The following is an 18,829-nucleotide window of genomic DNA, read 5'->3' on the forward strand; positions in this document are numbered from 1 at the left end:
GACGGAGCGGCGCTGGCGTGACTGGAAGTTGGCCTTCTAGCATGGAGCGCAGGGCAAAAAGCAAGGATTTTCAACGCCCGGCAAGGCGGCTGCGGCAGGGATGCCGAGCGCGCCCTCGAAGCGGCTGCGGGCCGAGGCGGCCGCGGAGCGTGCCCCGAATGCGCCTGCAATCTGATGAAAATACAGGCGTTTTCGTCACCAGCCGCGGCCGCTTCAGCGCGCCGCCACCACCGTCTGCTCCCATGGCGCAACCGCGCTGCGATAGCGGCGGCTGCCCTGGACGGATTGGCCGCCGTCGAAGGTCAGGTCGAACTCGCCTGATGGCAGAACCGAAAGCGCGGTGACCCTGGTCATGTTGACGAGCCGGCCGCGATGGATGCGCACCAGCGCGAAGCGGGCGAGTTCGGCCTCGGCGGCCGACAAGGTACCGCGGATCAGATGTCGCCTGCCGTCGGCCATGGCGTATTCCACGTAGTTGCCGGCCGCAGCGACCCACAGGATGTCGGCCGGCGCGACGCGGATGCGGCTCGCGCCGTCGCGCAGCCAGAGCGTGGCAGGGGCAGGAGGCTCGGATCGCCGTGTCGGCTCTTGGAGGGCGCTCGCGCGATAGCCGTCATATAGCCAGAGCGTGGCACCGATGAGCAGCGCCGTCATGACGTCCTTGCGGAACTCGTACACGATGGTGGCGAGCGAGAACTGGAAGTCGTAGGCGCCGCCAGCGCCCCACATCAGCAGCTTGCGCAGCATCACCATGCCGGTGATGTGGAGCAGGGAGAAGACGATGACGGCGGCAACGGCGAGCGCGATGAGACGGACAGGGGCGGCCGGGCCCCGCCGGATCAATCGAACGGTGACGACCAGCAACGGCGCCAGCAGGATGATGACGACGATGCTCGTCATCTCCCACAGCAGCTGCTTTTCCAGATCATAGGCGGCTCCCCGCCTGACGGCATCGTGGGCGGCCGAGAGGGCGTTGACGACGCCGATGCCGAGCGAGAGCCCGGCCATGATGGCGTAGAAGCTCCGATCATTCGGACGCAGCATCGAGCCGACAAGCTTGTTCATGGCACCGGACCCGCTATCTCAATCTCGCGCCCGACGATACCACGCTGGCCGTCGCGCATCATCATGGTGCCGACGAGCCATGGTCGTTCGTGGCCCGAGTTGATATGAACGGACCGATGGCCGACAGGATCTATCTCGACTGGAACGCGACGACGCCGCTTCGACCGCAAGCGCGCGCGGCGGTGATCGCCGCCATGGACCTGGTCGGCAATCCCTCGTCGGTTCACGCCGAAGGCCGCAAGGCACGGCGGCTGATGGAGGAGGCCCGCGAGGTCATCGCCCGCGGGCTCGGTACCGTCGCGCGCCGCGTGGTGTTCACCTCCGGCGGAACCGAGGCCAATGCGCTCGCTTTGAGCCCAGGTCTGCGGGCGCCGGCCGGCCCGGTCGAGCGGCTGCTGGTGTCGGCGGTCGAGCATGCCTCGGTGCTGGCCGGCGGCCGGTTCGCGCCATCTGCGGTGCAGACGATCCCGGTCGATGCCTCCGGCGTGGTCGATCCCGGCCGCCTGGAAGCCCTGCTGGCCGGCGGGCCGCCGGCGCTGGTGTCGGTGATGGCCGCCAACAACGAGACCGGGGTGCTTCAACCGGTTTCGAAAGTTGCTGAGATCGTGTACCAGGCGGGCGGCCTGCTGCATGTCGACGCGGTCCAGGCATTTGGGAAAATACCCCTCGATATCAAACAGATGGGCGCGGACCTTGTGACCATCTCTGCGCACAAGATCGGCGGACCGAAGGGCGTCGGCGCGCTGGTTCTGGGCGCCGGCGTGGAGGAGCCGATTCCGGTTCTCCGCGGTGGCGGCCAGGAGCGCGGTCGCCGGGCTGGAACCGAAAACGTGGCCGGAATTGCCGGATTTGGCGCCGCAGCCGGCGCTGCCCTGGCTGTGCTCGAGGTCGACCTGCCCCGGATCACGGCGCTGCGCGACCGGCTGGAGACGGGCCTTCGTCAGACCGCCGGCGTGACGGTATTTTCCTCCGAAGCGGCGCGGCTTCCGAATACGACGCTGTTCACGGCGCCGGGGCTCAAGGCCGAGACGGCCGTGATCGGGTTCGATCTCGAAGGGATCGCGGTGTCTTCCGGCTCGGCCTGCTCGTCCGGTAAGGTCCAGCCATCCCATGTCCTGGAAGCGATGGGCGTCGGTTCCGCAGCGGCGCAGGGAGCGGTGCGCCTCAGTCTGGGCTGGTCCACGACCGAGGCGGATGTCGACCGGTGCCTGCAGGCTTGGCGAAAGCTGTCATTGACCCTACTTAAAGGTGGCGACGAAACCGTGCTTGAGCGATTCTAAGGGCGTGATTTCGTCCGCGAAACGTCGTAAGACGGTTCCAGAACGTGTCCACCGCGGTCCTTGAAACCGCGAGCGGAGGATGGAATGCCAGCCGTACAAGAGACGGTCGACCGCGTCAGGCGGATCGACGTCGACCAATATCGTTATGGGTTCGAGACACTCATCGAATCCGAGAAGGCTCCCAAGGGGCTTTCCGAAGACACGATCCGCTTCATCTCGGGCAAGAAGAACGAGCCCGCCTGGATGCTCGAATGGCGACTGGAGGCGTATCGCCGCTGGCTGACCATGCAGGAGCCGACCTGGGCGCGCGTCGACTACCCCAAGATCGACTTCCAGGATCTGTATTATTACGCCGCGCCCAAGCCGAAGAAGCAGCTCTCCTCGATCGACGAGATCGATCCGGAGATTCTGAAGACCTACGAGAAGCTCGGCATTCCGCTCCGCGAGGTCGCGATCCTCGAGGGCGTCGAGCCGGTGCTCGGCGCTGGCAGCCCCGAGAGCCGCAAGATCGCAGTCGACGCCGTGTTCGATTCGGTGTCGGTGGCGACGACGTTCAAGGAGGAGCTGAAGAAGGCGGGCGTGATCTTCATGCCGATCTCGGAAGCGATCCGCGAGCATCCCGAGCTGGTGCAGAAATATCTCGGCAGCGTGGTGCCGACCTCCGACAATTTCTACGCGACCTTGAACTCGGCCGTCTTCTCCGACGGCTCGTTCGTCTATATCCCGCCGGGCGTGCGCTGCCCGATGGAGCTGTCGACCTATTTCCGCATCAACGAGCGCAACACCGGCCAGTTCGAGCGCACGCTGATCATCGCCGACAAGGGCGCCTACGTGTCCTATCTCGAGGGCTGCACCGCGCCGCAGCGCGACGAGAACCAGCTGCACGCGGCGGTGGTCGAGCTGGTCGCGCTGGATGATGCCGAGATCAAGTACTCGACGGTGCAGAACTGGTATCCGGGCAATTCGGAAGGCAAGGGCGGCATCTACAACTTCGTCACCAAGCGTGGCGACTGCCGCGGCGATAATTCCAAGATTTCCTGGACCCAGGTCGAGACGGGATCGGCGATCACCTGGAAATATCCGAGCTGCATCCTGCGTGGCGATAACTCTCGCGGTGAATTTTATTCGATCGCGATCTCGAACGGCTTCCAGCAGGTCGACTCGGGCACCAAGATGATCCATCTCGGCAAGAACACGTCGAGCCGCATCATCTCCAAGGGAATCGCTGCCGGCAAATCGCAGAACACCTATCGTGGCCTGGTCACCGCGCATCGCAAGGCGACCGGCGCGCGCAACTTCACTGCCTGCGATTCGCTGCTGATCGGCGACAAATGCGGTGCGCATACCGTGCCGTATATCGAGGCCAAGAACTCCTCGGCCACCTTCGAGCACGAGGCGACCACGTCCAAGATCTCCGAAGACGTGCTGTTCTACTGCATCCAGCGCGGTCTTTCGCAGGAGGAGGCGGTCGGCCTGGTCGTCAACGGCTTCGTCAAGGACGTGCTGCAGCAGCTCCCGATGGAGTTCGCAGTCGAGGCGCAGAAGCTGATCTCGATCAGCCTCGAAGGTTCGGTCGGCTGAGGTCATATTGCAGCAGGGCCGCGGCGCGGCCCGCTCGTGCTGATATCGATATCATACGTCCTTTGGGCCCGATGGATCGGTGGCGCCAGGGCAAGTGTTGAGCGGAAACAGATCATGGCACTACTCGAAATCAACAACCTGCAGGTCCGCGTCGAGGAGCGCGAGATCCTCCACGGGCTGACGCTGTCGATCGACGCCGGCAAGGTGCATGCGATCATGGGGCCGAACGGCTCCGGCAAGTCGACGCTGTCCCACGTCATCGCCGGCAAGCCGGGCTATGAGGTGACCGGCGGCGAGATCCTGTTCAAGGGCGAGGATCTGCTCGCCATGGCACCGGACGAGCGTGCCGCCAAGGGCGTGTTCCTGGCGTTCCAGTACCCGGTGGAGATCCCCGGCGTCGCGACCATGACCTTCCTGCGGACAGCGCTGAACGCGCAGCGCAAGGCGCGCGGCGAGGAGGAATATTCGACGCCGGACTTCCTCAGGAAGGTGCGCGAGATCTCGAAATCGCTCAGCATTCCGCAGGACATGCTCAAGCGCGGCGTCAATGTCGGCTTTTCCGGCGGCGAGAAGAAGCGCAACGAGGTGCTGCAGATGGCGCTGTTCCAGCCGTCGCTCTGCATCCTCGACGAGATGGATTCCGGCCTCGACATCGACGCGCTGCGCATCGCCGCCGACGGCGTCAACGCGCTGCGTTCGCCGGAGCGCTCGATGATCGTGATCACCCACTATCAGCGCCTCCTGAACTACATCGTGCCCGACGTCGTTCACGTGATGTCGAAGGGCCGCGTCGTGAAGAGCGGCGGCAAGGAGCTCGCGCTCGAGCTGGAGGCGTCCGGCTACGCCCAGTTCGAAGACGCGGCCTGAGCTCGCGAATGGATCTGTGATGAACGTAGCTTTGGTCAAGAACGACAGCGGTCCGGCGGCGAGCAGCTTGCTCTCTGCCGCTCTGGGCCGTCTGCCCGGCACCGGCAAGGTGGTCGATATCCGGCGCGAAGCCTTCTCGGCCTTCGAGCGCACCGGCCTGCCGCACCGTCGTATCGAGGAATGGAAGTACACCGATCTGCGTGCGCTGATGCGCGAGGTGCTGCCGCTGGCAGGCGCGCCGGACGCGGCGGCGCTGGCGCGGGCAAAAACCGTGCTGGCTTCTGTTGCCGTCGACGGTGCTCGGAAGCTGGTGCTGGTCGACGGCGTGTTCGTGGCGGAGCTCTCGGACATCTCGGCCTCCGAAGATGGTGTCAAGGTTCACACGCTGCGCGAGGCGCTGCAGAGCGCCGGCAGCGAGCGGCTGCTGGAGACGACCGTCAACGATGCGATGGTGCTGTTGAACGGTGCGCTCGCGACCGACGGAGTCCTGATCTCCGTGGCGGATGGTGCAAAGCTCTCGCATCCGCTGCAGATCATTCACATCGCGACGGCATCGCAGGCATCGCGTGCCAGTCGCTCGCATCTTTCGGTGGGGAACGGCGCGCAGGCCACCTTGATCGAAAGCGCGATCGCCGCCGATGGCGCCTCGGGCTATCAGGCCAATGACGCCGTGGTCGTCTCCCTCGGTGACGACGCTGCGTTGTCCACCATTCGCCTGATGCGCGATGCCAGGGATGCCGTTAACATCACGTCCGCCAAGTACGAGGTCGGTGCGCGGTCGAAACTCAATCTCTTCAACATGACGACCGGCGGCGCCGTCAGTCGTCTGCAGGGCTTCATCACTCTCAAGGGCGAAGGCAGCGAGCTGATCATCAACGGCGTCAACCTGCTGCGCGACAGGCAGCATGGCGACCTGACGCTGGTGGTCGATCACGCGGTGCCCGGCTGCACCAGCCGCGAGAACTTTCGCGCGGTGCTCGACGATCGCGCCCATTCGGTGTTCCAGGGCCGCATCATCGTCCGCCCCGACGCGCAGCAGACCGACGGCAAGATGATGACGCGGGCGCTGCTGTTGTCCGACGAGGCCGAGGCCGACAGCAAGCCCGAACTCGAGATCTTCGCCGACGACGTCTCCTGCGGCCATGGCGCCACCGCCGGCGCGCTCGACGACAGCCTGTTGTTCTATCTGCAGGCCCGCGGCCTGCCGGAGAAGCAGGCCCAGGCGCTGCTGATCCAGGCCTTCGTCGGCGAAGCCATCGAGGCGATCGAGGACGATTCCTTGCGCGAGCGCGTCATCGCTGCCGCCCAGGACTGGATGGAGGCGCGCGCATGAGCACGCATCCCGCCGTCTCCAACGGATCCTACGACGTCGCCCGCATCCGCGAGGATTTTCCGGCGCTGGCGCTGCAGGTCTACGGCAAGCCGCTCGTCTATCTCGACAACGCCGCCTCGGCGCAGAAGCCGCGCGCGGTGCTCGACCGCATGACGCGGGCCTATACCAGCGAATATGCCAACGTGCATCGCGGCCTGCATTATCTCGCCAATGCCGCCACGGAAGCCTATGAGGGCGGCCGGGAGCGGGTCACGCGCTTCCTCAATGCGCGCCGCAGCGAGGAGATCATCTTCACCCGCAACGCGACCGAGGCGATCAATCTGGTCGCGTCGTCGTGGGGCGGGCCGAACATCGGCGAGGGCGACGAGATTGTGCTCTCGATCATGGAGCACCATTCCAACATCGTCCCCTGGCATTTCCTCAGGGAGCGGCAGGGCGCGGTGATCAAGTGGGCCCCGGTCGACGATGACGGCAACTTCCTGATCGACGAGTTCGAGAAGCTGCTGACGCCCAGGACCAAGCTGGTCGCGATCACGCAGATGTCGAACATGCTGGGCACGCTCGTGCCGGTGAAGGAGGTCGTTCGGATTGCGCATGCGCGCGGCATCCCGGTGCTGGTCGACGGCAGCCAGGCCGCCGTGCACCTCGCCATCGACGTCCAGGACATCGACTGCGACTTCTACGTCTTCACCGGCCATAAGCTGTACGGGCCGACCGGGATCGGCGTGCTCTACGCCAAATACGACCACCTCGTTGCCATGCGCCCCTACAATGGCGGCGGCGAGATGATCCGCGAGGTTGCGCGCGACTGGGTCACCTACGGCGATCCGCCGCACAAGTTCGAGGCGGGCACCCCGATGATCGTCGAGGCGGTCGGGCTGGGCGCCGCGATCGATTACGTCAACTCGGTCGGCAAGGAGCGCATCGCCGCGCATGAGCACGACCTGCTCACCTATGCCCAGGATCGACTGCGCGAGATCAACTCGCTGCGGCTGATCGGCACCGCCAAGGGCAAGGGGCCGGTGATCTCGTTCGAGATGAAGGGGGCGCATGCTCATGACATCGCTACCGTGATCGACCGCCAGGGCGTCGCGGTGCGTGCGGGCACGCACTGCGTGATGCCGCTTTTGGAGAGATTCAACGTCACGGCGACCTGCAGGGCCTCGTTTGGCATGTACAATACGAGGGAAGAGGTCGATCAGCTTGCACAGGCATTGATCAAGGCGCGGGAATTGTTTGCATGACCGACACGGCCGACGTCAAAACTCAGACTGTCGAAACCCATTCGGCGCTGCCGCCGGAGGAGACCGAGCGGCTTTCCACCGAGATCATCGCAGCGCTGAAGACGGTGTTCGACCCGGAGATCCCGGCCGACATCTATGAGCTCGGCCTGATCTACAAGGTCGACATCAAGGACGACCGCAGCGTCGACGTGATGATGACCTTGACGACGCCGAACTGTCCGGCGGCCGGCGAGCTGCCGACCATGGTCGAGAACGCGATCGCCAGCGTTCCGGGGGTCGGCGTGGTCAATGTGAGCATTGTCTGGGAGCCGCAATGGACGCCGGACCGGATGAGCGACGAGGCCCGCCTCGTCCTCAACATGTGGTGAGGCACGACGTTTGAATGGCGGTCGGGATTGATCGAACGCCGGGATTGACCAGATGACCGATATGACGAACACGCCAGTTGCCAGCAAGCCCAAGCCGCGGCCCCGTCCGCAGGTGATGCGGCTGACCGATGCGGCAGCCACGCGCATCCGCGAGCTGACCGATCGCGCCGAGTCCGAGATCATCGGCCTTCGGGTCGGTGTCAAGAACGGCGGCTGCGCCGGACAGTCCTATACGGTCGAATATGCCCACGATATCCGGCCGACCGACGAGGTGGTCGAGGACAAGGGCGTCAAGATCCTGGTCGATCCCAAGGCCGTGCTGTTTCTGCTTGGGACCGAGATGGACTATCAGGCCGACAAGATGCAGGCCCAGTTCGTGTTCAACAACCCGAACCAGATCAGCGCCTGCGGCTGCGGCGAGTCGGTGCAGCTGAAGCCAGCAGAGGTCTGATCGTCCGCTTTCCACCGGGACGGCACCGGACCCTGTCGCGTTCCGGACATTGACACACGCCACCTTCCCGACCGAAAACTCCAGGCGAGCAACTGGGTGTTGGCGGGAGCTGGCGCGATGGACCGCGAATTCCTGACCGATCTGTTCGCCGGCTTCGGTCCGGTCACGATCCGGCGGATGTTCTCCGGCTTCGGCATCTCCGCCGACGGCATCAACTTTGCGCTCGCGCTGCGCAGCGGTCTCTATCTGCGCGCCGATGAGGCCACGTTCGCCAGGTTTGAGGAGGCTGGATCCAAGCCGTTCTCCTACGAGACGCGCGCGCGGACCATGACGGTGCGCTCGTATTGGCAGGTGCCGGCGCATCTGTTCGACGACACCGATGAGTTCGCGGCATGGGCGAGAGATGCGTTTGCGGCGGCGCAACGGGCCGCCTTGAGCAAGCGGACCAGCAAGAAGCGGGCTGCGCCGCCCAGCGAGCCGGTGCCGGCGCGTGGCCGGAGCAAATCCGGAGCGACCAAAACAGCAGCGAAAACGACCAAGCCGGTCAAGACGGGGAAGGTGGCCAAGAGCGTTGGCAAGGGCGCGGACAAGGCGCCCGCCGGCCGCAAGACGCGCAGCTCGACGGCCGTGCGGGGCCGGCAGACGTCGCGCTCAGCATCATTGCGGACGCGCTGATGCTCTCGACGCTCGGCCGGCCAGCTTGCCGTCAGGCAACCTGGCCGCGGGTGGCAGCCGCATATTCGGGATCGTTCTCGCACACCACCTTGTTGCGCCCGCTGCGCTTGGCGGCATAGAGGCAGGCGTCGGCGCGTTCGATCAGCGTATCGGTGTCGTCGCCGGCCCGCAGCAGGGACAGGCCGACCGAGATCGTCACACGTCCCAGGATCTCGCCGGTCGATTTCTTCTTCAGCTCCTTTGCCGTCACGGCGCGGCGGATGTGATCGGCCACCGTCAGTGCGTGCTGCAGCGTGGTGTTCGGCAGCACGACGGCGAACTCCTCGCCGCCGTAGCGCGCGGCGATGTCCTGGCCCTTGATGGCATGCTTCAGGGTCATCCCGACCAGCCGCAGCACCTGGTCTCCGGTGAGATGTCCGTAGGAGTCGTTGAAGGACTTGAAATGGTCAATGTCGAACATCAGCAGCGATAGTGGCTGCTGGGTCGCGAGCCCCGATTGCACCGTCGTCTCGATCATCCGGTCGAAATATTTGCGATTGCCGAGCCCGGTGAGCGGATCGGTCAGGCTCTCGGCCCGGATCACCTCCAGACTGTGCTGCAGCCCGCTGATCTCATCCTTCGACAGCGTCAGCCGCTCTTCGAGGATGCGGTTGGTTTCCCGCATCTGCTTGGTCGAATGGGCTAGCGCCTCGATGATGTCGACCAGTTGCTCGCGGCTGGTGGCCGATGCAAGCCGCAGATCGGCGCCCGCGAGGGTCGCATCGTAGCTCGCCGTCCTGCCGAGAGCATCGCTGAGCATGCTCATGAGGTCATCGATCTCGCCGACGACGCGCGCGCCGACCTTGTCGATGCGGTCCGAGGTCTTGAGATGCGCGAGGTAGGAGTCGTAGAGCTGATCGAGATCGGACTGCGACAGCTTGCCGTTGCGGGACAGAGTCTCGTTGATGATCTCGTTCAGCGGTGCGTTGTAGCCCGTCGCGTAGACGTACCAGATCTCGTAGTTGCGCGGATTGGCCGAATGGCGGAGCGTTCTGATCTGGCTGAGCGCGACTTCGGCGAAGCCTATCGTGCGTTCGTGTTCGTCAAGCGCATTGACCACCACAGGTTCCCCCCAAATCGCCCGCGTCGCCGTCGTCGTCACAGCAATGAAATAAACAATGCCGGCCAAGCTAAAGGACGTTTGTGAACCAGGGGTAAATACGGCCGTAGAGTCCCGGATATGCGCACGAGCCGTTCATCTGGGACCGGCACCGCATATGTTCAATGAGCTGCATAGGATGCTGCGGGAACTTGCTGACGCGAGCTGGAACTATTCGCGCACGCGCGCATGCGCCGAGGGCTCGGCGATGTCGACTCCAGTCAAGTACGACGAATGCAGCAACTGATCATCGCGGACGCGACAGTCCGGGCGGCCGCATGTCGCGCAGCCCGGAATCTTGTACTCGCTCAGGGAAGCGGGGCCCGCACCGGGCGAAGCAGGAACGCCGGCAGATGTGAATGATCGGCAGGCTCGTTGTCGTGGTCGCGCCGCGGCCGCCGCGCTTCATTGCGAGGCTGTTCGTTACGCGGTTGTTCCTTGCGGGCGCTCGGCGCAGCAGGCCGGGGAGAAGCTGCCTGGGCGGCGCGCGGCGCTGCTGGCCGCGGCTCACGATCGCGCTCGCGCGGAGCTGCATCACGATCACGCGATCCCGCATCGCGCTCCCGCGCCTTGCCGCGGCTGCCGCGACGCGCGGCGTCGCGCGGACGCCGCTCACGGCTGTCCTCGTCGCCCGAGGATTCCTGCACCTCGTAGTCGCCTTCGATGGTGGGAATGCCTTGTCCGATCAGCTTCTCGATCGCGACCATCGACTTCTGGTCGGCCGGAGCCACGATCGAGATTGCAGTGCCGGTCCGTCCGGCGCGGCCGGTACGGCCGATGCGGTGAACGTAGTCGTCCGAATGATGCGGCACGTCGAAATTGAAGACGTGGCTGACTTCGGGAATGTCGAGGCCGCGTGCGGCGACGTCGGAGGCGACGAGCAATGGCAGTTCGCCCTTGCGGAATTGATCGAGCGCGGCGGTGCGGGCCGACTGGTCCATGTCGCCGTGCAGGGCGCCGACGCTGAAGCCATGCTTCTGCAGCGACTTGTGAACGATGGCGACGTCACGCTTGCGGTTGCAGAAGATGATCGCGTTGTTGAGATCCTTGGCGTCCCGCAACAGCCTGCGCAGCACCTCGCGCTTCTGATGCGCCTCGCGTCCCGACGGCACCTGCAACTGGGTCACCGTGACGGCTGTCGTCGCCGGCTTGGAGACCTCGACCTTCTGCGGATTGTGCAGGAAGGCTTCGGTGATGCGCCGGATTTCCGGCGGCATGGTCGCGGTGAAGAACAGGGTCTGGCGGGTGAAGGGAACGAGCTTGCAGATGCGTTCGATGTCGGGAATGAAGCCCATGTCGAGCATGCGGTCGGCTTCGTCGATGACCAGCAACTCGACGCCAGTGAGGAGAAGGCCGCCGCGCTCGGTATGATCGAGCAGTCGGCCCGGCGTGGCGATCAGCACGTCGACCCCGCGGGTCAGCTTGGCGTCCTGGTCGCCGAAGGAGACGCCGCCGATCAGCAGGGCGACATTGAGCTTCTGTCCGGCGCCGTAGCGATCGAAGTTCTCTTTGACCTGGGCCGCCAGCTCGCGGGTCGGCTCCAGGATCAGGGTGCGTGGCATTCGCGCGCGGGCGCGGCCCTTTTCGAGGATCGTGAGCATCGGCAGGACGAAAGCGGCGGTCTTGCCGGTACCGGTCTGGGCGATGCCGAGCACGTCGCGGCGCGCCAGCACATGAGGAATCGCCTGTTCCTGAATGGGGGTCGGGTTGGTGTAGCCGGTGGCCGCAACTGCAGCCAACACCTTGTCGGACAAGCCGAGATTGGAAAAAGACATCGAGCCTCTATGTCACGCGCCGATAGGCGACGGGGCCTCTATTCGACGCCGCCGTTAGGAATCGAGGGTAAAAGGCTGTGGTCGCGCTCAACCCCGAAACGGCATGCTCTAAGGAAGCTGGGGGTTTTCTGACTAGCGCCGGCCCGCGGTCAATTTCTCAGGAATCGGATGCGATCCGGCCGCGCTGCTGCGGAAGATAGGGGCGAATCCTGCAAAGTCAATGGAAGAGGGGGGCGAAGTACCGAAAAAGCTTAATGTTTTTGCATTATTTGCAGGCAACCTGTCGTCGAGCTGTCGCATTCGGGTGCTCCGAAGCACTGGCGGCCGGTCGCGGAAAGCGCTCCGGTCGAATTGTCGACGGAATTGCGGCGTGTGTTCGGCGGGGGGAGCAGCCGCGTGTGCCCCGGGGATGAACCGGTGGCGGCGTGCCGTCGACTATCCGAGGGCGGCAGCCCACGCGATGAGTGCAGGGACGGACGATGAGATCGATGCGGATGTGGCTGACGTGCGGGCTGGCGATGCTGGCGGTGGTTCTGGCGCCGGCCGCGCATGCCGAGAAGCGCGTCGCGCTCGTGATCGGCAATAACGACTACCGGTTCGTGCCGAAGCTGCAGAAGGCCGTCAACGACGCGCGGATGATGGGCGACACGCTGAAGCAGCTCGGCTTCAACGTCATGGTCGCGGAGAATCTCAATCGCCAGCAGTTCAGCCAGACGCTGCTGGCGTTCGACAACGCCGTCGAGCCGGGCGACACCGCGTTCTTCTTCTATGCCGGTCATGGCTTCGAGATCGCGGGCCAGAACTTCCTGTTGCCGACCGACGTGCCCGCGGCCACCGAAGGCCAGGAAGAGCTGGTGCGCGACGCCTCGATCCTCGCGGACCGCGTCATCGAGCGGCTGCAGAACAAGAAGGCGCGCACCTCGATCCTGGTGTTCGATGCCTGCCGCAACAATCCGTTCGAGCGCTCGGGCACGCGCGCGGTGGCGGGCGGGGGCGGCCTGGCGCCGATGACGCAGTTGCCCGAAGGCGTATTCTCGGTGTTCTCGGCCGGCCCACGCCAGACCGCGCTCGACCGTCTCTCCAACGATGACGCCAATCCGAACTCGGTGTTCACGCGCACCTTCGCCAAGGAGCTGACACAGCCCGGCGTCAATCTGGTGCAGGTCGCGCAGCGCACCCGCCGCGTGGTCAGCGAGCTCGCCGAGACCGTGCGGCACAAGCAGATCCCGGTCTATTTCGACCAGATGGTCGACGATGTCTTTCTCAACGGCATGGCGAAGGGGCCGGCTGCGGCCGACAAGCCGGCCGAGCCGCAGCAGAAGCTTGCGGCGCTGCCTCCCGTCTCCGCGCCGCGCATTCCGCCGGCGAACGAGAGCCTGAACGCACCGATCGCGATGTTCTCGCGCCACAATGGCGGCTGGACCGTCACCTTCTCGATCGCCGATCCGACGCTCGGCATTTCCTGGCGCATGGGCGACGCAGGAGAGTTTCGCGAGACAGGCTTCATGGACGTGCTCGATCCGCGCACGCGCAAGCGCATGCCCAATCCCTCGATCCAGCTGCCGGCGGATGCGCCCGCGGGCACCATCCAGGTCCGCTATGTCGATGCATCCGGCGAGATGCAGGGACCGTTCCCGATCCGCTTCGAGCCGGAGGCCGCGCTGGTGCACGACCAGCGCAAGATCCTCGACATGACCGCGACGAGCTGGCTGTCGTTCCGCGAGTTCAACGGCCTCCTGGTCTACTACACGCACCTGATGTCGTATCGCTGCGCCATCCGCGAGGTCCGCATCGGCATCGACACGGCGGTGCCGGACAAGGTCCTCAACATGCCCGGCTGCGACATGCGCGATCCCATTGCGATTCCCTCCAACGCCACGCCCTATTTGAAGCTGCCGCCGGCGACGAAGTTCGTCTCGGTGGAGCTGACCTATCGCGATGGCAGCGTCTCCGAGATCAAGAGCTTTCGGCGCTGAGGCGCCGGCTCACGCCATGATCGAATAGCCGCCGTCAACGGGGATGGCTGTGCCGGTGACGAAGTCGGAGGACGGCGAACTCAGGAACGTCGCGATGCCGGCGAAGTCGTCGATGTCGCCCCACCGTGCCGCGGGCGTGCGCGCCAGCACGCGGTCGTGCAGGCCGTCGATCTGGCTACGCGCCGCGCGCGTCAGGTCGGTGTCGATCCAGCCCGGCAGAATCGCGTTGACCTGGATGTTATCGGGCGCCCAGGCGCAGGCACAGGCGCGCGTGTACTGCACGATGCCGCCTTTGCTGGCCGCGTAGGCCGGCGCGAAGCTGGCGCCGAAGATCGACAGCATCGAGCCGATGTTGATGATTTTGCCGCCGCCGCTCGCCTTGAGGGCCGGGTAGGCGGCCTTCGAGCACAGGAACGCGCTGGTGAGATTGGTGTCGATCACCTGCTGCCACTCCTCCAGCTCGAGCACGTGCGGCGGCTTGCGAATGCTCATGCCGGCATTGTTGATGAGGATGTCGATACGACCGAGCTCGCTGGCCACGCGCGCGACCATGGCGGCGACGTCGTCCTTGTCGCTGACGTCGGCTGTGACGGCGATGGCACGGCCGCCGCGACCGGCGAGATCAGCCGCCGCCGCCTGTGACTTGGCTTCGTTGCGGCCGACCACGGCAATGTCGGCGCCGGCATCGGCAAGCCCGCGCGCCATCCCCAGGCCGATTCCGCCGTTGCCTCCTGTCACGATCGCAACCTTGCCACTCAGGTCGAAGCGGCCGCCATGTCGTGTCTCCATGTTGTTGTCAGACGTCAGCAGGTGCCCTGCCAGATCATCACCAGGCCGAGTGCACCCATGCCGACGCCGTAGCCGGCCCATTGCAGCTGGTTGATCATGAAGCTCGTCCGCGGCCATGCCACCACCCCGGTGCCCTGGCCGACCCAGAGCAGGCCGACGGCGAGCAGAAGCAGGCCGCCGATCATCAGGAATCTCCGCATGGCCACTTCCTCCCTCATCGACCGCGTCACGGCATCGGAGACGCTGCTGCCGTCTTTTTTGTGAAGTTTTATGACGAGGAGGCTAGCGGCCGCCGCGGCAGATGACCAGCGGCTCCAGCCGCCAATATCCGAGCCGAAAACAAAAAGCCCCGGATCAACCGGGGCTTTTCGCAGAATGATCGAACGACCGCGTGCGGTCTGCTCAGTACTTGACGGCCGGGCCGGTCCAGTTGAAGCGGTAGACCAGCGAGGTGCTGATGGTCTGCACCCACGGCTTGAAGCTGACCGAGTCGGTCGTCACGAGGTTGCCAGCGTCGGTACGGACCGCGATGTCCTTCCGGTCGTAATAAGCCGCGCGATATTCGGTCTTCATGAACCAGCCCGGCGCCGAGATGCCGAAGATGTTCAGGTTGTTCTCGACGCCGCCGCCAACGAACCAGCCGTTGCGGTTGAACGAGTCGGTGTGGAAGCCGGACGCCGCGCCCGTGAGGGTGGTCAGGCCAGTGCCCGACCAGTGCGAACCGGAGTAGCCGGCGTTGACGTAGGACAGCACGTTCGGCGCAACCAGGTAGCCGACGCGGGCGCCCGCGGCCCAGGCGGTCTCCATCTTGATGCGGCCGGTCAGGGCAGCGAACTGATCCTGCAGGGTACCGCGCAGGCTGCCGAACTGACCATCGGCGAACACGCCGAAGACCCAGGTCGGGTTGACCTGCCAGTCATAGCCCGCGCCGACCGTGCCGAGGAAGCCGTCGCCGCCGACGCGCTGATCGATCGTCACCGGCACGCCGTTGAAGTTGGTGTGCGAGTCGGCATCCCAGAGGCCGCCACCAGCGCCACCGAAGATGTAGAACCCGGTCCAGCTCGGCGCCACCGGCATCATCGGCGCCTTCACATAGGGGCGAGCCGCCAGATCAGCAGCCGAAGCGGCACCCGTGATCGCAACCAGCGCAGTGGCAGCAAGCAAAAGCTTTTTCATATTCAATTCCCCAAGATCGTCGTGTCGCAGGTGCCGGGTTGCGGCGGCGATTCCCTCGCCAGATGTGCCCGAACTATAGCCGATTGGTGCCCAAAAGCTGTTGCAGGTTGAGCACACCGGAGGGGAAAGTGCGCTGCGGGATGCGCGCGGCCCTCGTAAGTCTCTGATCAAACTAGGTGATTGCAGGTTCGCGCGAGTGAATGGAACCTGCAATCGAGGCGTGAAATCGGGTCAAAAGCTAGACGTCGAGCAGCTCGTCGCTGGCGAATTCGGCCTTTTCCGAAATGAAGGCGAAGCGGGCCTCCGCCTTGGTCCCCATCAGCCGCTCGACCGAGTCGGCGGTGCCGTCGCGATCTTCGGCGAGCAGCATCACGCGCAGCAGGGTGCGCTTGGCCGGATCCATGGTGGTTTCCTTCAATTGCGCCGGCATCATCTCGCCGAGACCTTTGAAGCGGCCGATCTCGACCTTGGCGTTGGCATTGAACTCGCGCTTCAGGAGCTCGTCCCGATGGGCATCGTCGCGCGCGTAGAACGTCTTGCTGCCATGGGTCAGCCGGTAGAGCGGCGGCACGGCGAGGTAGAGATGCCCCTCGTCGATCAGCGGCCGCATCTGCCGGTAGAAGAAGGTGATCAGCAGCGAGGCGATGTGAGCGCCGTCGACGTCGGCATCGGTCATGATGATGATGCGCTGGTAGCGCAGATCCTCCTCGCGATACGACGTGCCGGTGCCGGCGCCGATCGCCATCACGAGATCGGCGAGCTGGGCATTCGCCGTCAGCTTGTCCTTGCCGGCCGAGGCGACGTTGAGGATCTTGCCGCGCAGCGGCAGCACCGCCTGCTTCTTGCGGTCGCGCGCCTGCTTGGCGCTGCCGCCGGCAGAGTCGCCCTCGACGATGAACAGCTCGGAGCCCTCGGTGCCGGCATCGGTGCAATCGGCAAGCTTGCCCGGCAGGCGCAGCTTCTTGGTCGCGGTCTTGCGCGCCGTCTCCTTCTCCTGGCGACGGCGGATGCGCTCCTCGGCGCGCTCGATGACGAAATCGAGCAGCCGGTTGGCCTGCACCGGATTGCCCGACAGCCAGTGATCGAACGGATCCTTGACGGCTTGCTCGACGATGCGCTGGGCCTCGGCGGTCGCGAGGCGATCCTTGGTCTGGCCCTGGAATTCGGGCTCGCGCACGAACACCGAGAGCATGATGGCGGCGCCCGCCATGATGTCCTCGGAGGTGATGTTGGCCGAGCGCTTGCCTTGGCCGACGCGCTCGGCGTGGTCCTTCAGGCCGCGCAGCAGCGCGCTGCGGATGCCGGATTCGTGCGTGCCGCCGTCGGGCGTCGGAATCGTGTTGCAGTAGGACGACAGGAAGCCGTCGGCATCAGCGGTCCAGGCGACCGCCCATTCGCAGCCGCCATGGCCGCCGGTGCGGCCCGACTTGCCGGCGAAGATATCCGGATGGACCAGCGTGTCGGCATGGATCGCTGCGGCCAGATAGTCCTTCAGGCCGCCGGGGAAGTGGAACGTCGCCTCGGGCTGGACGTCCTCGATGCCCTTCAGCAGCGACGGATCGCATTTCCAGCGGATCTCGACGCCGCCGAACAGATAGGCTTTCGAGCGCGCCATCTTGAACAGGCGCTGCGGCTTGAACGTCGCCTTGGCGCCGAAGATGGTCGGGTCGGGTTGGAAACGTACCCGTGTGCCGCGCCGGTTGGCGACCTTGCCGACCTCCTCGAGCTTGCCCTTCGGGTGGCCGCGCTCGAAGATCATGCGGTAGAGCTTCTGGTTGCGTGCGACCTCGACCTCGAGCCGGGTCGACAGCGCGTTCACCACGGAGATGCCGACGCCGTGCAGACCGCCCGAGGTCTCGTAGACCTTGGAGTCGAACTTGCCGCCCGCGTGCAGGGTGCACATGATGATCTCGAGCGCCGACTTCTTGGGAAACTTCGGATGTGGATCGATCGGAATGCCGCGGCCGTTGTCGGTCACGGTGAGGAAGCCTTCGGCATCGAGCTCGACCTCGATGAAGGTGGCGTGGCCGGCCAGCGCCTCGTCCATCGAGTTGTCGATGACCTCGGCGAACAGGTGGTGCAGCGCCTTTTCGTCGGTGCCGCCGATATACATGCCGGGGCGGCGCCGCACCGGCTCCAGGCCCTCGAGGACCTCGATGTCACGGGCGGTGTAATCGCCCTCGGCGCTGCCTGCGCGGGCGGCTGGCTTGGCCGGAGCCTTGCCCTTGGCGGCGAACGCCGCCAAGGGGTCCGTGACGCCCTTGGCCTTGGCTTTTGCAGCTGATTTCAACGGCTTACCCATGGAATTGGATGTTGCGTGTGCGCAAGATGGAACGAATCGTTGGGCCTGACTATGCCATGGACCGGCATAAAACAATGACCCCGGGAAACAACGACGTTCACCAGCCCGCCATGTTTTGGCCGGTTCCGATCGCCGGATCGCCGCTGTTCACGCGGTTCAGCCGGTTGTTGTGACTTGAAGTGGGCGGGTTCGGTGGCGTACCAGTCTGCGCCATGGAACCGCGAAGGCCTTCAAGCACTTAAGCGCCGCGGAGCAGAAAGGCGTCGAGCAGATGGAAGATTTTGGCCGCGCGGTTGCCGACTTCGTGCGCGACCACCAGGCCTGGGCTGCTCCGATCGTCCTGCTGCTTGCCTTTGGCGAGTCCCTGGCCTTCGTCTCGCTCCTGATTCCCGCCTGGGGCGCCCTGGTCGCGATCGGCGCCCTGATCGGCGCCACCGGGATCAGCTTCTGGCCGATATGGCTGGCCGGTGGAATCGGCGCCGCGCTCGGCGACTGGGTCTCCTACTGGTTCGGCTACCGCTACAAGGACCGCGTCGCCCAGATGTGGCCGCTGTCGCGATACCCGGAGCTGCTGCCGCGCGGCGAGGCCTTCGTGCGCGATTGGGGCGTGCCGAGCATCTTCATCGGCCGGTTCTTCGGCCCGTTGCGCGCGTCGGTGCCGCTGGCGGCGGGCATTTTCGAGATGCCCTACATGGTGTTCCAGATCGCCAACTTCGTGTCGGCGCTGGTGTGGTCGGCGGTGCTGCTGTTGTTCGGCGACATCATCGGGCGCACCATGGAATGGCTGTGGCATGCGGTCTGACGCCAGC

General features: G+C 65.2%; 17 protein-coding genes. 10 read left to right on the forward strand and 7 right to left on the reverse strand.

Features of this window, described 5'->3' with window-relative positions; translation table 11 throughout:
- Nucleotides 1-213: 213 nt before the first annotated feature.
- Nucleotides 214-1,065 carry a LytTR family DNA-binding domain-containing protein gene (locus ACQR1X_RS08990; RefSeq protein ID WP_434898679.1) on the reverse strand — a complete coding sequence of 284 codons (852 nt, stop codon included), beginning with the start codon at nt 1,063-1,065 and terminating at the stop codon, nt 214-216.
- Between the two features lie 116 nt (nt 1,066-1,181).
- On the opposite strand from ACQR1X_RS08990, the gene ACQR1X_RS08995 reads away from it, so the two are divergent.
- From ACQR1X_RS08995 to ACQR1X_RS09030, 8 genes are all read left to right on the forward strand, one after another.
- Nucleotides 1,182-2,345, forward strand: coding sequence for a cysteine desulfurase family protein (locus ACQR1X_RS08995; protein WP_434898680.1), 1,164 nt, complete (start codon nt 1,182-1,184; stop codon nt 2,343-2,345).
- Between the two features lie 84 nt (nt 2,346-2,429).
- Nucleotides 2,430-3,926 (forward strand): Fe-S cluster assembly protein SufB, encoded by a 1,497-nt coding sequence (gene sufB / locus ACQR1X_RS09000; protein WP_434898681.1) that lies wholly within the window; start codon nt 2,430-2,432, stop codon nt 3,924-3,926.
- A 114-nt stretch (nt 3,927-4,040) separates the two neighbouring features.
- A complete protein-coding gene (gene sufC, locus ACQR1X_RS09005) occupies nt 4,041-4,793 on the forward strand; it encodes a Fe-S cluster assembly ATPase SufC (RefSeq protein WP_315712154.1) in 753 nt (250 codons plus the stop codon).
- A 19-nt stretch (nt 4,794-4,812) separates the two neighbouring features.
- Complete coding sequence (gene sufD / locus ACQR1X_RS09010; protein ID WP_434885634.1) at nt 4,813-6,126, forward strand: Fe-S cluster assembly protein SufD; 1,314 nt, start codon at nt 4,813-4,815, stop codon at nt 6,124-6,126.
- Nucleotides 6,123-7,370, forward strand: a complete 1,248-nt coding sequence (locus ACQR1X_RS09015) for a cysteine desulfurase (RefSeq protein ID WP_434883127.1) — start codon at nt 6,123-6,125, stop codon at nt 7,368-7,370. The genes sufD and ACQR1X_RS09015 overlap by 4 nt, the downstream gene beginning before the upstream one ends.
- Entirely contained in the window at nt 7,367-7,738 is a 372-nt protein-coding gene (locus tag ACQR1X_RS09020) for an SUF system Fe-S cluster assembly protein (protein WP_315800129.1), read from the forward strand. The genes ACQR1X_RS09015 and ACQR1X_RS09020 overlap by 4 nt, the downstream gene beginning before the upstream one ends.
- 61 nt (nt 7,739-7,799) lie before the next feature.
- Nucleotides 7,800-8,189 carry a HesB/IscA family protein gene (locus tag ACQR1X_RS09025; protein WP_434845987.1) on the forward strand — a complete coding sequence of 130 codons (390 nt, stop codon included), beginning with the start codon at nt 7,800-7,802 and terminating at the stop codon, nt 8,187-8,189.
- A gap of 117 nt (nt 8,190-8,306) precedes the next feature.
- Nucleotides 8,307-8,864 carry a TfoX/Sxy family protein gene (locus ACQR1X_RS09030; protein ID WP_434880922.1) on the forward strand — a complete coding sequence of 186 codons (558 nt, stop codon included), beginning with the start codon at nt 8,307-8,309 and terminating at the stop codon, nt 8,862-8,864.
- A 31-nt stretch (nt 8,865-8,895) separates the two neighbouring features.
- Here ACQR1X_RS09030 and ACQR1X_RS09035 read toward each other — a convergent pair whose 3' ends face one another.
- Together ACQR1X_RS09035 and ACQR1X_RS09040 are read right to left on the reverse strand one after the other, a co-directional pair.
- Nucleotides 8,896-9,963, reverse strand: coding sequence for a GGDEF domain-containing protein (locus ACQR1X_RS09035; protein WP_434880923.1), 1,068 nt, complete (start codon nt 9,961-9,963; stop codon nt 8,896-8,898).
- Nucleotides 9,964-10,310: 347 nt separating this feature from the next.
- On the reverse strand, nt 10,311-11,777 hold the full coding sequence (locus ACQR1X_RS09040) for a DEAD/DEAH box helicase (RefSeq protein ID WP_315800126.1): 1,467 nt from the start codon (nt 11,775-11,777) through the stop codon (nt 10,311-10,313).
- Nucleotides 11,778-12,271: 494 nt separating this feature from the next.
- On the opposite strand from ACQR1X_RS09040, the gene ACQR1X_RS09045 reads away from it, so the two are divergent.
- Complete coding sequence (locus tag ACQR1X_RS09045) at nt 12,272-13,753, forward strand: caspase family protein (RefSeq protein WP_434898682.1); 1,482 nt, start codon at nt 12,272-12,274, stop codon at nt 13,751-13,753.
- Nucleotides 13,754-13,762: 9 nt separating this feature from the next.
- Here ACQR1X_RS09045 and ACQR1X_RS09050 read toward each other — a convergent pair whose 3' ends face one another.
- The 4 genes from ACQR1X_RS09050 to parE all read right to left on the reverse strand — a co-directional run bounded on the left by ACQR1X_RS09050 (nt 13,763) and on the right by parE (nt 18,020).
- A complete protein-coding gene (locus ACQR1X_RS09050; protein WP_434880925.1) occupies nt 13,763-14,542 on the reverse strand; it encodes an SDR family NAD(P)-dependent oxidoreductase in 780 nt (259 codons plus the stop codon).
- Nucleotides 14,543-14,556: 14 nt separating this feature from the next.
- Entirely contained in the window at nt 14,557-14,742 is a 186-nt protein-coding gene (locus ACQR1X_RS09055; protein ID WP_009027935.1) for a hypothetical protein, read from the reverse strand.
- A gap of 202 nt (nt 14,743-14,944) precedes the next feature.
- Nucleotides 14,945-15,718: an outer membrane protein gene (locus ACQR1X_RS09060; protein WP_316236562.1), complete on the reverse strand. Its 774-nt coding sequence runs from the start codon at nt 15,716-15,718 to the stop codon at nt 14,945-14,947.
- Nucleotides 15,719-15,956: 238 nt separating this feature from the next.
- Nucleotides 15,957-18,020 (reverse strand): DNA topoisomerase IV subunit B, encoded by a 2,064-nt coding sequence (gene parE / locus ACQR1X_RS09065; protein ID WP_316215734.1) that lies wholly within the window; start codon nt 18,018-18,020, stop codon nt 15,957-15,959.
- 271 nt (nt 18,021-18,291) lie between these two features.
- Between parE and ACQR1X_RS09070 the strand changes: the two genes are divergently transcribed.
- On the forward strand, nt 18,292-18,822 hold the full coding sequence (locus tag ACQR1X_RS09070) for a DedA family protein (RefSeq protein ID WP_315800121.1): 531 nt from the start codon (nt 18,292-18,294) through the stop codon (nt 18,820-18,822).
- Nucleotides 18,823-18,829 lie beyond the last annotated feature (7 nt).

The organism is Bradyrhizobium sp. HKCCYLRH3073 (assembly GCF_051167995.1).
Lineage (GTDB): Bacteria > Pseudomonadota > Alphaproteobacteria > Rhizobiales > Xanthobacteraceae > Bradyrhizobium.

Bases quoted from the DNA above. Each gene is read 5' to 3' on its own strand.
- ACQR1X_RS09040 (WP_315800126.1), bottom strand. From the start codon at position 11,777: ATGTCTTTTTCCAATCTCGGCTTGTCCGACAAGGTGTTGGCTGCAGTT.
- ACQR1X_RS09050 (WP_434880925.1), bottom strand. From the start codon at position 14,542: ATGGAGACACGACATGGCGGCCGCTTCGACCTGAGTGGCAAGGTTGCG.
- ACQR1X_RS09030 (WP_434880922.1), top strand. From the start codon at position 8,307: ATGGACCGCGAATTCCTGACCGATCTGTTCGCCGGCTTCGGTCCGGTC.
- ACQR1X_RS08990 (WP_434898679.1), bottom strand. From the start codon at position 1,065: ATGAACAAGCTTGTCGGCTCGATGCTGCGTCCGAATGATCGGAGCTTC.
- ACQR1X_RS09020 (WP_315800129.1), top strand. From the start codon at position 7,367: ATGACCGACACGGCCGACGTCAAAACTCAGACTGTCGAAACCCATTCG.
- sufD (WP_434885634.1), top strand. From the start codon at position 4,813: ATGAACGTAGCTTTGGTCAAGAACGACAGCGGTCCGGCGGCGAGCAGC.
- ACQR1X_RS08995 (WP_434898680.1), top strand. From the start codon at position 1,182: ATGGCCGACAGGATCTATCTCGACTGGAACGCGACGACGCCGCTTCGA.
- ACQR1X_RS09015 (WP_434883127.1), top strand. From the start codon at position 6,123: ATGAGCACGCATCCCGCCGTCTCCAACGGATCCTACGACGTCGCCCGC.
- ACQR1X_RS09070 (WP_315800121.1), top strand. From the start codon at position 18,292: ATGGAAGATTTTGGCCGCGCGGTTGCCGACTTCGTGCGCGACCACCAG.
- ACQR1X_RS09060 (WP_316236562.1), bottom strand. From the start codon at position 15,718: ATGAAAAAGCTTTTGCTTGCTGCCACTGCGCTGGTTGCGATCACGGGT.
- parE (WP_316215734.1), bottom strand. From the start codon at position 18,020: ATGGGTAAGCCGTTGAAATCAGCTGCAAAAGCCAAGGCCAAGGGCGTC.
- ACQR1X_RS09055 (WP_009027935.1), bottom strand. From the start codon at position 14,742: ATGCGGAGATTCCTGATGATCGGCGGCCTGCTTCTGCTCGCCGTCGGC.
- ACQR1X_RS09025 (WP_434845987.1), top strand. From the start codon at position 7,800: ATGACGAACACGCCAGTTGCCAGCAAGCCCAAGCCGCGGCCCCGTCCG.
- sufB (WP_434898681.1), top strand. From the start codon at position 2,430: ATGCCAGCCGTACAAGAGACGGTCGACCGCGTCAGGCGGATCGACGTC.
- sufC (WP_315712154.1), top strand. From the start codon at position 4,041: ATGGCACTACTCGAAATCAACAACCTGCAGGTCCGCGTCGAGGAGCGC.
- ACQR1X_RS09045 (WP_434898682.1), top strand. From the start codon at position 12,272: ATGTGGCTGACGTGCGGGCTGGCGATGCTGGCGGTGGTTCTGGCGCCG.